Here is a 12,769-nt window from a genome sequence, read left to right on the forward strand (position 1 = left end):
CGATGCAGACGCCGGAGCCGAAGGCGTTGATCCAGGTGCACGGGGGTGGTATCCGCCAGGCGGCCGTGCGCTACGGGATCCCCGAGGCCGACTGGCTGGATCTCTCCACGGGCATCAACCCGCATGGCTACCCCGCGGGCGAGCTGCCGCCAGGGGCCTGGGCGCGCCTGCCGGAACCGGACGACGGCCTGGAGGCCGCAGCCGCCGCCTATTACGGGACCGGGGCGCTGTTGCCGGTGCCCGGTTCCCAGGCCGCGATCCAGCTGCTGCCCGCGCTACGGGAGGGCCCTTCGCGCGTGGGCATCCTCGAGCCCAGCTACAACGAACACGCCCGGGCCTGGCACGGGGCCGGGCATGACGTCGTCCCGCTGGATGGGGACTCGATCGAGGCCGCATTGCCCGGCCTGGACGTGCTGGTCCTGGTCAACCCGAACAATCCGACCGGGCAACGGTTCGACCGCGCGGACCTGCGGGCGTGGCATGCGGCCCTGGCCGTGCGTGGCGGCTGGCTGATCGTGGACGAGGCCTTCATGGACGTTACACCGGAGGAGAGCCTGGCGAAGGACGCGCCGCGCGAGGGGCTGGTGGTGCTGCGCTCGCTGGGCAAGTTCTTTGGCCTGGCCGGGGCGCGCGTGGGATTTGTCATCGCGGAGGACACGCTGCGCACGCGACTGGCCGCCCGGATGGGCCCGTGGGGTCTTGCCGGACCGTCCCGCTGGATCGCCACCCAGGCGCTGTCGGACCGGGCCTGGCAGGCCGAGACACGCACCATGCTCCAGGCACGTGGCCAGCGCCTGGCGGACTTGCTGCGCGACCAGGGGCTGGAACCCGCCGGCGGCACCGCGCTGTTTCAGTGGTGCCGCGAGGACGATCCCGCAGGCTGGCAGGATCACCTGGGCGCGCAGGGCATCCTCGTGCGGCGGTTTGATGAGCCGGGTAGCCTTCGCTTTGGCCTGCCGGGGCAGGAACACGAATGGAAGCGCCTGGAACAGGCACTGGGGGCGTCCTGATGGGAACGACGCTGATGGTGCAGGGCACGACCTCGGATGCCGGCAAGAGCGTGCTGGTGGCGGGGCTGGCGCGCGTGCTGCACCGGCGCGGGCTGTCGGTGGTGCCGTTCAAGCCGCAGAACATGGCGCTGAACAGCGCGGTCACTATGGATGGTGGCGAGATCGGACGCGCCCAGGCCCTGCAGGCGGCGGCCTGTGGCCTGGCCCCGCATACGGACATGAACCCGGTACTGCTCAAGCCCAGCTCGGACCAGGGGGCGCAGGTCATCATCCACGGCCGGCCGGCGGCGGAGCTGGATGCCCGGGCCTATCACGACTACAAGCCGGTGGCACGCGAGGCGGTGCTGGCCTCGCATGGCCGCCTGACCGCACAGTACGACCACGTCCTCGTGGAGGGCGCGGGATCGCCGGCGGAGATCAACCTGCGTGCCGGCGACATTGCCAACATGGGCTTTGCCGAGGCCGTGGACTGCCCGGTGATCCTGGTCGCGGACATCGACCGGGGCGGAGTTTTCGCGCATCTGGTGGGCACGCTGGCGCTTTTGAGCGAAACGGAGCGCGCGCGGGTGCGGGGCTTCGTGATCAACCGCTTTCGCGGCGATATCGGCCTGCTGCAATCCGGCCTGGACTGGCTGGAACAGGAAACCGGCAAGCCGGTGCTCGGCGTGATTCCGTACCTGCACGGGCTTTATCTGGATGCCGAGGACGCCCTGCCGCGCGAGGCGATGCCCGAGAAGACTGCGGACGCGCTGAAGGTGGTCGTGCCGGCACTGCCGCGCATCTCCAACCATACGGATTTCGATCCGCTGCGGCTGCACCCGGCGGTGGATCTGCGCTTTGTCGGGCCGGGCGAGTCGTTGCAGCCCGCGGACCTGGTCATCCTGCCGGGCTCGAAGTCCGTGCGCGCCGATCTCGCCTGGCTGCGCGAGCAGGGCTGGGAAGAAGCGCTGCGGCAGCACGTGCGCTATGGCGGCAAGGTCCTGGGGATCTGCGGCGGATTCCAGATGCTGGGCCACGCCGTGCACGATCCCGATGGGGTGGAGGGCCAGCCGGGCTCCACCCCGGCGCTGGGCTGGCTGGATCTCGAGACCCGGCTCGCCCCGGAGAAGCACCTGGAGCGAGTGCGCGGAGACCGCGTGCTGGATCGAGAAGCCGGCGTAGAAGGTTACGAGATCCATGCGGGTGTGACGTCCGGGCCCGGCCTGGAGCGGCCGCTACTGCAGCTGGAACACGGCCCGGATGGCGCGCGTAGTACGGATGACGCGGTGGCCGGCACCTATGTCCACGGCGTGTTCGATACATCGGACGCCGCCGAGGCCTTGCTGCAATGGGCGGGAATGCGTAGCGGGATGGAGAAAGGGGAAGACCTGGCAACGGCGCGGGAGCGCGGCCTGGAGCGCCTGGCCGATTCTCTGGAAGAACACCTGGATATGAATTGCATACTGACCCTTCTGCAAGTCGAATCGACGGAGCCAGTCGCATGAAGACCCTGGTACTGGGTGGCGTGCGCTCGGGCAAGAGCCGGCTGGCAGAACAACTGGCGGCGGCCAGCGGCCTGCCCGTGACCTACGTGGCGACGGCGCGCGCGGACGATGCCGAAATGGCGCGCCGGATCGAACGCCATCGCGCCGACCGGCCCGGAGACTGGGGCCTCGTCGAGGCGGGCACGGGCCTGGCCCGGGCGCTGGAGGAGGCCGCAGGACCGGAGCAGTGCCTGCTGGTGGACTGCCTGACCCTGTGGCTGACCCAGCTCCTGTGCACCGATGACGAGTGCCGGATCGAGCGTGAGCGCGAAGCCCTGATCGAAACGGTTCCGCGCCTGCCGGGCACGCTGGTGTTCGTCTCCAACGAAACGGGCATGGGGATCACGCCCATGGACGCACTGTCACGTCGCTTCGCCGACGAGGCCGGCTGGCTCCACCAGCGCCTGGCCCCCGCGATGGACCGCGTCGTCCTCACCGTCGCCGGCCTCCCGCATGTGCTCAAGGGTGACCTTCTGTGATCCAGGGTGGGCTTTGCTGCGACCAGGGTGACGAGGGTTCGCGGGCAAGCCCGCTCCCACAAATGCATGTGCGGCAGCCTTGTGGGAGCGGGCTTGCCCGCGAAGACGGATCGAATAGGGAGAACATGTGACCGAAGACTGTGACTGGCTGCAGGTGCCGCCGGCGGCCCTGGACGCCGCCGCCCGGCAGGCCGCGGCTGAACGGCAGGCCCAGCTGACCAAGCCGCCCGGGTCGCTCGGGCAACTGGAGGCGATCGCCGAACGCCTGGCCGGGATGCAGGGCCAGGAAAAGCCCGCGCTGGAGAACGTCCACATCGCGGTGTTTGCCGGCGATCACGGCGTGGTGGCCGAAGGCATTTCGCGCTTTCCGCAGGCCGTGACGGCACAAATGGTCGCGAACTTCGCCACTGGCGGGGCGGCAATCTCCGTGCTCGCGCGGCACCTGGGCGCCTCTATCGAGGTGATCAACCTGGGCACGGTTGCGGAGCCGCCCGCCGTCAGCGGTGTGCAGCAACTGAACCTGGGCCCCGGCACCGCGAACCTCGCACGCGAGCCGGCCATGACGTCGGCGCAACTGGAACGCGCCCTGAACGCCGGCCGCCAGTGCGCGGAGCGCGCGCGGCGCAGCGGGGCCCAACTGTTCGTCGGCGGCGAGATGGGGATCGGAAACACGACCTCCGCCGCCGCGTTGGCCTGTTCCCTGCTGGATCTGCCGCCCGCCGATCTGGCCGGGCCCGGCACGGGCCTGGATGAGAATGGGGTCCGGCACAAGGCCGAGGTCATCGAACAGGCGCTACAGACCCATGCGGACGTGCGGGGCGACGCCCTTGGCAGCCTGCGCTGCCTGGGTGGCTTCGAGATTGCGGGGCTGGCCGGGGCGTATATCGCTGCGGGGCAGATCGGCCTGCCGGTGCTGGTGGACGGCTTCATCAGCACCTCGGCGGCGCTGGTGGCCGAGCGCCTGTGCCCGGGTACGGCGGACTGGTTCTTCTATGCTCATACCTCGGCGGAGCCGGGTCACCAGCGCCTGCTGGCGGCGCTGGAGGCCGAGCCGCTGCTTGATCTCGGCATGCGCCTGGGCGAGGGGAGCGGGGCGGCCACGGCCGTGCCCCTGCTGCGCCTGGCCTGCGAACTGCACTCCGGCATGGCCACCTTCGCCGAGGCGGGTGTCAGTGGAGAGGCCGGTTGAGCACGGATTCCGCACGCATCGGCCTGCTGCGCCACGGCGAGACCACCGGCCAGGGGTTTTGTGGTCGCGGCAGCGATGTCCCGCTAACGGAAGCCGGCTGGGGCGCGATGCGCGACACACTCGCGCGTGACGCCGGCTGGGATCGCGTCGTCTGCTCGCCGTTGATGCGCTGCCTGGGGCCTGCCGAGGCGTTTGCCGAGGAGGCGGGTGTGCCACTCGCCGTGGACGAACGCCTGGCCGAACTCGATTTCGGCGACTGGGAAGGCCGTACGGCGGCGGCGCTGATGGAGACGCATGCCGACGCTCTGGGCCGTTTCTGGCAGGATCCGCTGAATCACCCGCCGCCCAATGGTGAGTCGCTTTCGGATTTTCGCGAGCGTGTCGTCGCCGGCTGGAATGACCTGGCGCCGAACGAAGGCGAGCGCGTGCTCGTGATCGCGCACGGCGGGGTCATCCGCCTGATCCGTGCCCTGCAGGAGGGTTGGCCGCTGGAAAAACTCTTGAGCATCGACGTCCCGCTCGCTTCCCTGCATATTGTCGAGCCATGGGAGCCCTATCCATGAATCTCCTGCCCTTGGTGCGGAAAGCCCCTGTGGGTGATCTTGTGAGGGCTCTTGTGGGAGCGTGCTTGCACGCGAAGCCCCTGCCCGCGCGGGACTCTGGCAGGGGCTTCGCGTGCAAGCACGCTCCTACGGCAGGGCCGGGGCTCCGGGGGAGCAACCGCCCCTGTGGACCCGGCCCGGGCCTCGAACCCATGACGCCAGAGACCGAACGGGCACTGACATGAACCCCGTGATAACACCCCTCTGGCTGGCCATCCAGTTCCTCACACGCCTGCCGACCCCCGCGCTGGAGCCGCGCCCCGAGGATCTGGGGCGTTCCGTGCTGACCTATCCGCTGGTCGGGCTCATCCTGGGTCTGATCGTGGTGATTGTCGGAATCGCGCTGTCCGCCATTCCCGGGGCGCCGGCGCTTCTTGTCGCGGCCCTGGTGCTGACGTTCTGGGTGGCCCTGACTGGCGCGCTGCACCTGGACGGGCTGGCGGATACGGTGGATGCCTGGGTCGGCGGTCAGCGGCACCCGGAGCGTGCCCGCGGGATCATGAAGGATCCTGCCTGTGGCCCGATGGCGGTCGCCGCCCTGATCCTGGTGCTGTTGCTGAAAGGCACGGCACTGGTGGCCGTGATGGAGACGGGGGCGTGGATGGCCCTGCTGCTCGCGATCGTGCTGGGGCGGATGGTGCCTCCGGTACTGTTCCTGACCACGCCCTACGTGAACCCGGTGGGGCTGGGGGCCGAGATGGCGCAGCACCTGCCGCGCAGGGCCGCGATCGGCGTGGTCGGCGCCACGGCCCTGCTGAGCCTGATACTGGGGATGGTCTCCGGTCTCTGGGGGGTGATACCAGCGCTTGTCGCCGTCGGCCTGTTGCTGTGGGGTGCGACCCACCTCCTCAAGGGCTGGCTCGGCGGCTTCACCGGCGACACCGTCGGAGCCACGCTGGAGCTGGTGGAGACATCGGTGCTGGTCATCCTGGTGCTAACGCTTGGGCTCCATTAGCCCTGAAGGAAACACTGATCCATGTACACACTCGCGTTGGCACCCCAGGTATTCCGAGACAAGGCGCGGTGCGCAGCGGGTAGTGGTTCTACCGGCAAAGACGCAACGCAGGATCGGCGAACCTGGGGTGCCAACCCCGAATGGGCTCGGCCGCCCGTTGTTATCAAAAACGGGCGCGCGCTCGGCGTTGCGATTCCCTTGTGCAGAATGACTGCACGGCAGTCATCGCGCCTTGCTTGCACGCAAAAGCGACTCGAGCGCGAGCGTGTACATGGATCAGTGTTTCCTTAATGCGGCGAGGCCCTTCCCATCGCCTTGTCCAGCAGCTCAAGCCCTTCTTGCTCCTGGCCCTGACCGCGCTCGGCGCGCATCCGGACACGGGTTTCCGCGTCGTGCTCGGCAATCATCAGCATGGCCATCTCGTCCACGAGCTGATTTACGCTAGTGCCGCGTTCGCGTGCCAACGCCTTCAGGCGTTTGTACTTCCCGTCAGGCAAACGAATCGTCAAGCGAGCCAATGATGTGTCTCCCGTTGCAGGATCCGGATGAGGTATGTCGGAAGTTAGCAAAACCTGTCATCGAATGGTCACGTCATTGCCGCATACTTTCGCAATGACCTCGACTGCGAGACTTAACCCCGCCCGCATGACCCTGCGCTCGCTCGTAAACCCGCTTGGGGCGGTGCGTGATGCGCGGGCAATCGAACCCGCCCCGCCGTGGTGGCAGACATTCCTTCGGCTGGCGTTGCCGGTGCTGCTGGTGAGTGTGGTCGCGAGCCAATGGCTTTACCAGGTGATCCCGCCCGGCCTGCCGCCGGAGGCAATGCCGGGCGCCTGGGGCTTTGGCGTCTACAGCGTGCTGGCGATGAGCATCGGGGTCCTGGGGATGGCCGGGTCCGCGCACTACCTGACCGATCTGTTCCAGGGCTACTCGCACCCGGACCGGGCGATGCTCGCCGTCACGGTCGGGCTGTTGCCCGCCTGGGTCGGCAAGGTGGTCGCGGCGTTCCCGTGGCCCTGGGGCAACGGCATCGCGTTGTTGCTGATCCTGTATTCCCTCTGGCTGATCTACTGGTCGCTGCGCGAGATCATCGGCCTGCGCCGCGGCAACCGGATCGGCCTGTTCGTGGCCACCATCTTCTGCGGTGCCTTCATCACCCTGATCTTCGGCTGGCTCCTGATGGACCTGATCCCCGGTGCCACACCCGATCATCGCATCGGCACCACCTGGCTGATCTGAGCCCCCTCGTTGGCGGGGTAACACTTGTAGGAGCCCAGCCCTCTGGGCGATTTACCTTCATCAATGCCAGATGCCCGGCCCGATCGCCCAGAGGGCTGGGCTCCTACAGTAGCGGGACCGGCGGTGGACTATCGCGTTGCGTGGGTGGTGTGGAGCCAAGGTTGAATTCCGGGTCCTGTGTACAAAGCCTCTGAAACGCCGAGCAGATGTTCGTCTTCGCGATCGACCCGCTCGGCAAGGCGAACGGGCCGTTGCTGTGGCGTTGCGGCGGTCACAGGGCCACACCCGTGCGGTCGGCATGCGTATCAATGGGGCGGGGCGGCGCGCCGCGCGGATGCACGACGATATCCACACGGCGTTCGCCCAGTTGGCGTTGCAGTGCCACGTACAGGCGCAGTTCCTGGTCCAGCAGTTCATTCGGTGTGCCGTCCGCCTCGATGTAGAGGTCGATGTCGCCGCCACGCGCGGCATCGTCCACGCGCGAGCCGAACAGCTTCACGCGAGCATCCGGCCCGAATGCACGGCGCACTTCCTCGCGGATGATCGTCTGTTGTTCGTCCGTCAGGCGCATCGCTCAAGTATATCAAGGCCCTGGGGCATATACCCGAACCGTCTCACCTCCGACCTCCACCACCGTCAGCCCGCGAACCAGCCGCGAATCCACCACCTCTGTCATTGCGAGGAGCACAGCGACGAAGCAAGCGCTCGGGACAAGCAGAGTGCTGGATTAAAACGCCTTGCGCCCTGCCAGCCGATTGCCACGTCGCCTGCGGCTCCTCGCAATGACGGGATGTAATCGCCACCCTTGAGCGGCCGGGTCGCGGCCCTCGTTTCCGTGCGGTCCCGCCACCCGAGTCATCCCGGAAACCGCGCAGCGGTTATCCGGGATCTCCGCCGCTGAATGTGGCGCAGACGTCGGGGTGTTCGCGCGTGGGGAGATCCCGGCTCTCCGCTTTGCTCCGGCCGGGATGACGGGAAGGGGTGCGTTGCGGCCAGGATGATGGCGAAGGAGGGGCTCGTCGGGATAACGGCCGGGGGATGCGCACTGGCTGGAGGCACGCACGTTGGGAATGACCACCCACCCCCGTCATCCCGGAAACCGCGCAGCGGTTATCCGGGATCTCCGTCGTTGGGGGTGGCGCAGACGTCGGAGTGTTCCCCCATGAGGAGATCCCGGCTCTTCGCTTCGCTCCGGCCGGTGATGAAGGACAGGGGCTGCGGCCGGGATGACCGAGAAGGCCCTGGTGGGCGGAGTGCGGTCCGGATGATGGCTGGGCATCGGTGCGTGGCGTTACGGTTTCGCGGCCGGAGGAACTGGGGGCGGCAAGGAATTGCCGCGGGTCGAAAAAAATTTCGATGCAGGGCTAAAGGTTCCTGGGCAAGGGTCGTTAAGGCTTCTGAGAGCGGGGATCAACCCGTTCACCAGAACCGCCCGAGGCGGTGACGAACGACTCTACAGGAGAGCGATCATGTCCCAAGTAATTAACACCAACGTTCTTTCCCTGAACGCCCAGCGCAACCTGAGCAACTCTCAGGGCGCGCTGGCCCAGAGCCTGGAACGTCTGTCCTCGGGCCTGCGTATCAACAGCGCCAAGGATGACGCGGCCGGTCTGGCGATTTCCGAGCGCTTCACCACCCAGATCCGCGGTCTGAACCAGGCCGTGCGCAACTCGAACGACGGCATCTCCCTGGCGCAGACCGGCGAAGGCGCCCTGCAGGAAGTGCAGAACAACCTGCAGCGGATCCGCGAGCTGGCCGTACAGTCGGCGAACGCGACCAACTCAGAGTCTGACCGTGAAGCCCTGAACCGGGAAGTTCAGCAACGCCTGGAGGAAATCGATCGCGTATCATCGCAAACGTCGTTCAATGGCCAGAAGATTCTGGATGGCTCGTTTGGCGACGCCAAATTTCAAGTGGGCGCGAACGTTGGTGAAACGATCGATCTCAATCTGGAATCCAGCACGCGACTTGACGCGCTGGGTTCGCTGGCCGTAGCTGAAGGCGATTTGGCGAGCGTCTTCACGGATGCTATTGCGACCACTTCCGGAGCTGACACTGGTTTCACCGATGGAACATCGGATGCCGCTGGTGAAGAATTCACTCTATCGATTGATAACGAGACGGTGTTTTCGAAGACTTCTGGGGCTGCCAGCGAGTCCTTGACCGGTGCAGAAGTGCAGGAGGCCATTGATGCATTCGTCGAGAATTCCGATGGGGCCTACACTAAGACGGGTAGCCTCGGTGACGGCGATCTGGTGATCTCGAGGACCGATGGGTCGGACATGGAGATCGCGCTCGTGAATGAATGGGACTCGGGCGATTTCAATAATTCCACGTTTGTAGCCACGCATACTGATGGGGAAGAAGCGGGGACACTGGAGGTATCTGACGATTTCAACATCACGGTCGGGGACCTTGATCCGGTAGCGGTGGCGGACGGCGAATACGCGAATGCGGATGAGTTGCTCGCTGCAGTGTCCGAAGCGCTTGGGGATTCTGCATTCGCTGCGATCGATGCGGACGGAAATCTGCGGATTAGTTCGGATCAAGCCATTTCGTTTGACGGCGCCGCAGCCACGGAGCTGGGCTTTGCCGAAGAATACGAGGCGGATTCCGGCAACCTTGGCAACGCGGATGTTCTGACGGTTTTTGGTGCGAACGACGTGATTCAGCGTGTTGATGTCGCATTGACTGAAGTCAGCGACATCCGCAGTGATTTCGGGGCAATCCAGAACCGCTTCGAGTCGACTATCTCCAACCTGACCCAGACGACGGAGAACCTCGAGGCCTCCCGGTCGCGTATCCGCGACGCGGATTTCGCTTCCGAGACCGCCGAGCTGACCCGGGCGCAGATCCTGCAGCAGGCGGGTACCTCGGTGCTCTCCCAGGCCAACGCGGTTCCGCAGAACGCCCTGGCGCTGCTGCAGTAAGTAAGAGCCGTACGCAGGGTAGGTTAAGGACGGAGGCGCCGGGGTTCCCTCGGCCCTCCTTCCGTCTGAAGAGGACAGTGCCATGAGTGATCAGGTGGGTAATGTCACTTCACCGCCAGTCTTGATGACGCCGCGGGGTCCGGCATCGGACAATCGTCCGGGGATGGACGCCGCGGATTCTCGTGTTTCCGGTCCGGATCAAGGCCCGCGGAGTGGGGAAGAAACCCGCACCCGGTCACCGGAGACGCCTCGATCGGCGCCGCCGGTGGAGGCGTCGGATCTCGAGAAAGTGGTGGAATCGATCAATAACTATCTGCAATCGAGCAAGCGTTCGCTGGAGTTCGCGGTGGACGACGTGAGTGGCCGGACGGTCATCACGGTGATGGACGGTGACCGCGAGAACGTGATCCGGCAGATACCACCGGAGGCGGTGCTGGCCCTGGTTGAGCAGTTCAAGGAAGATCAGGGGCTGGACGGGACTGGACTGGTGGACAAGGCCTGACGGCTTCGCTTCTACCGCCAACGTGTTTGATTGATTGAGCCGGATCCGGCATGGGTCCGGCTTTTTTTGTTGTGGCATCGTCATCGGAGCCGCAGACCATGCCGGCCACCATTAACGTCATCCCGGCCGTAGCGCAGCGGAGAGCCGGGATCTCTTGCGCCGGGATGCCCCGACGTTTGTGCCACCTTCAGTGGCGGAGATCCCGGATAACCGCTGCGCGGTTTCCGGGATGACGGATTTTGGGCGGCAATTTCGAATGTTCGAGTAGGCATCGGGCCCTGGGGGCATTCTTGCCATCCTCCAGGCCGGGCTCCCTTGATCGTCATTCCGGGCGTAGCGCCCCCATCGCGTCATCCCGGCCGTAGCGGAGCGGAGAGCCGGGATCTCTCCATGCTGGGGGATGCCCCGACGTTTGTGCCACTTTCATGGCGGAGATCCCGGATAACCGCTTCGCGGTTTCCGGGATGACGGGGTTGGGGGTTGGGATGCGTTTCCAGTGTTTGCGCCATCGTATTGGCTGGTGCTTCCGGGGCCGTGATTGCGGTTACGCCTGCTCCACCCATCTCCACGACGAAAGTCCTACTATCGTCATCCCGGCCGTAGCGCAGCGAAGAGCCGGGATCTCCATCGTTGGAAGGTCCACACGGATGGGGCATCCGTTGCTCTGGAGATCCCCGATAACTGCTGGGCAGTTTCCGGGATGACGGGAAGCTGCGGGATGATGGAGGCAGGGGCGGTTGGCGATTGGTGTCAGGTTTTGGAGATTGCTTCGCCATGATGGCCTGAGCCTGGAGCGGGGCGGGTAAACCCGATTGGGACTGAAGTGCGGCTTTGAGCGGGTTTTTTCTGTGGTGGGCTCAAGATTTGGGATAGTCTGTCGTTGTAGAGGGTATAGCGATTGCAATGGCTTCGAGACGTCGAATGCCGAGGAGCAAGAAGATGGCGATCAGTTCGTTGGGTGTCGGTTCCGGGCTGGATCTGAATCAGCTGGTAGGTGAGCTGGTTCAGGCTGAAAGGGCCCCGAAGGAAAACCGTTTGAACCAGCGCGAGGAGCGGCTGGAGGCCCAGGTTTCGGCGTTTGGCGCCCTTCGCAGCGGCATTGATCAGGCGCAGCAGTCCATGTCTGATCTGTCGCGCTTTCGCCCGGAACAGACCGTGGAGATGTCGAACGAGGATGCGGCCTCGATCACCACAGACGGTACGGCGGACAACGGCCGCCTGTCGCTGGAGGTCCAGCAGCTCGCGCAGTCTCAGGCGGTCGCCAGCCAGGCGGGTGCCTTCGAGAGTCGTGACGACGAGGTGGGTGCCGGGCGACTGAATATTCAGGTCGGGGCGGGTCAAGCGTTCCAGATTGACGTGGGCGAGGGCGATACGCTGCGCGATGTTCGCGATGCGGTGAACGCGGCTGATGGTGGTGTCACCGCGTCCATCGTGAACGACGGCCAGGGTTCGCGCCTGGTGTTCAGTGCGAACGAGACGGGGGAGAACAACACCATCTCGGTGTCGGTGGATGGCGATCCGGACCCGGCCAATGAAGGTATTGGCCGCCTCGCATCCAGCAACCTGGAGCAGACCCAGGAGGCGCGCGACGCCATCGCAACAATCAATGGCATGACCGTGACCAGCAGTTCCAACACGCTGGACGATGCGATCGAAGGCATGGAGATCGAGTTGCGTCAGGTCACCACGGGCCCGGTCAACGTTACCGTATCGGAAGACCGCGATGGGTTGCGTGAACAGGTTGCGGGATTTGTCGAGAACTACAACGCGATTGTTTCGCAGATGCGCGACCTGACGGCTTACGATGCCGACGAGCGCCAGGCCTCGATCCTGACGGGCGACGGGACAGTGCGAAACATCCAGGGCCAGCTTTCTTCGGCACTGATGCAACGAGCCGACGTGCCCGGAGCGAGCAACACCATGTTCGTCGAGCTGGGGATTACCACGAACTCGGACGGCACGCTGCGTTTCGATTCCGACCGCTTCCGTGAGGCGGTCGAGGAGGACGGGTTCGAAAACATCTCGCAGACGGTGCGCCAGGTCGCCGGCGGGATGAATGACGTGTTGAGCTCGTTCCTGGGCTCCCAGGGCATCCTGCAGATGCGCACTGATGGCCTGCAAAACGATCTGAGCCGGATCGGGGAAGATCGAGAACGCCTTGATACTCGGATCGAACAGCTGGAACAGCGTCTGGTGCGGCAGTTTTCGCGCATGGACCAGACTGTCGCCCAACTGCAAAGCAGTGGCGACTACCTGATGGGGCAACTAGCCAATATGCCGCTGGCGCAGAACCGCAGCAGGTGATTGGCGGGTCATTAAGGCGTGCCGGCGGGGACGGCG

Annotated in this window: 12 protein-coding genes; 10 read left to right on the plus strand and 2 right to left on the minus strand. The window is 65.6% G+C overall.

Annotation, left to right across the window (positions count from 1 at the left end; genetic code table 11):
* Positions 1 to 2: 2 nt before the first annotated feature.
* The 6 genes from cobD to cobS all read left to right on the plus strand — a co-directional run bounded on the left by cobD (position 3) and on the right by cobS (position 5,758).
* On the plus strand, positions 3 to 1,010 hold the full coding sequence (gene cobD, locus F817_RS0108710) for a threonine-phosphate decarboxylase CobD (RefSeq protein ID WP_024327285.1): 1,008 nt from the start codon (positions 3 to 5) through the stop codon (positions 1,008 to 1,010).
* Positions 1,010 to 2,494, plus strand: coding sequence for a cobyric acid synthase (locus F817_RS0108715; protein WP_029681080.1), 1,485 nt, complete (start codon positions 1,010 to 1,012; stop codon positions 2,492 to 2,494). The genes cobD and F817_RS0108715 overlap by 1 nt, the downstream gene beginning before the upstream one ends.
* Positions 2,491 to 3,012 (plus strand): bifunctional adenosylcobinamide kinase/adenosylcobinamide-phosphate guanylyltransferase, encoded by a 522-nt coding sequence (gene cobU, locus F817_RS0108720; protein ID WP_024327287.1) that lies wholly within the window; start codon positions 2,491 to 2,493, stop codon positions 3,010 to 3,012. The genes F817_RS0108715 and cobU overlap by 4 nt, the downstream gene beginning before the upstream one ends.
* 127 nt (positions 3,013 to 3,139) lie before the next feature.
* A complete protein-coding gene (cobT, locus tag F817_RS0108725) occupies positions 3,140 to 4,201 on the plus strand; it encodes a nicotinate-nucleotide--dimethylbenzimidazole phosphoribosyltransferase (protein ID WP_024327288.1) in 1,062 nt (353 codons plus the stop codon).
* On the plus strand, positions 4,198 to 4,764 hold the full coding sequence (locus F817_RS0108730) for a histidine phosphatase family protein (RefSeq protein ID WP_024327289.1): 567 nt from the start codon (positions 4,198 to 4,200) through the stop codon (positions 4,762 to 4,764). The genes cobT and F817_RS0108730 overlap by 4 nt, the downstream gene beginning before the upstream one ends.
* A gap of 220 nt (positions 4,765 to 4,984) precedes the next feature.
* A complete protein-coding gene (gene cobS, locus F817_RS0108735; RefSeq protein ID WP_024327290.1) occupies positions 4,985 to 5,758 on the plus strand; it encodes an adenosylcobinamide-GDP ribazoletransferase in 774 nt (257 codons plus the stop codon).
* Between the two features lie 287 nt (positions 5,759 to 6,045).
* Here the strand turns inward: cobS and F817_RS0108740 are convergent, their stop codons facing one another.
* On the minus strand, positions 6,046 to 6,255 hold the full coding sequence (locus F817_RS0108740) for a hypothetical protein (protein WP_024327291.1): 210 nt from the start codon (positions 6,253 to 6,255) through the stop codon (positions 6,046 to 6,048).
* Between the two features lie 115 nt (positions 6,256 to 6,370).
* Between F817_RS0108740 and F817_RS0108745 the strand changes: the two genes are divergently transcribed.
* Positions 6,371 to 6,997 (plus strand): YIP1 family protein, encoded by a 627-nt coding sequence (locus tag F817_RS0108745; protein ID WP_024327292.1) that lies wholly within the window; start codon positions 6,371 to 6,373, stop codon positions 6,995 to 6,997.
* 271 nt (positions 6,998 to 7,268) lie between these two features.
* Here the strand turns inward: F817_RS0108745 and F817_RS0108750 are convergent, their stop codons facing one another.
* Positions 7,269 to 7,568, minus strand: coding sequence for a nucleotidyltransferase family protein (locus F817_RS0108750; RefSeq protein WP_024327293.1), 300 nt, complete (start codon positions 7,566 to 7,568; stop codon positions 7,269 to 7,271).
* A gap of 898 nt (positions 7,569 to 8,466) precedes the next feature.
* On the opposite strand from F817_RS0108750, the gene F817_RS14770 reads away from it, so the two are divergent.
* The 3 genes from F817_RS14770 to fliD all read left to right on the plus strand — a co-directional run bounded on the left by F817_RS14770 (position 8,467) and on the right by fliD (position 12,733).
* Positions 8,467 to 9,927: a flagellin gene (locus tag F817_RS14770; RefSeq protein WP_024327294.1), complete on the plus strand. Its 1,461-nt coding sequence runs from the start codon at positions 8,467 to 8,469 to the stop codon at positions 9,925 to 9,927.
* Between the two features lie 163 nt (positions 9,928 to 10,090).
* Positions 10,091 to 10,429 (plus strand): flagellar protein FlaG, encoded by a 339-nt coding sequence (locus tag F817_RS14720; protein ID WP_255347012.1) that lies wholly within the window; start codon positions 10,091 to 10,093, stop codon positions 10,427 to 10,429.
* 939 nt (positions 10,430 to 11,368) lie between these two features.
* Positions 11,369 to 12,733: a flagellar filament capping protein FliD gene (gene fliD, locus F817_RS0108765; RefSeq protein ID WP_018952390.1), complete on the plus strand. Its 1,365-nt coding sequence runs from the start codon at positions 11,369 to 11,371 to the stop codon at positions 12,731 to 12,733.
* Positions 12,734 to 12,769: the final 36 nt, after the last annotated feature.

Origin of the sequence: Thioalkalivibrio sp. AKL19 (assembly GCF_000420165.1) — a bacterium.
Lineage (GTDB): Bacteria > Pseudomonadota > Gammaproteobacteria > Ectothiorhodospirales > Ectothiorhodospiraceae > Thioalkalivibrio.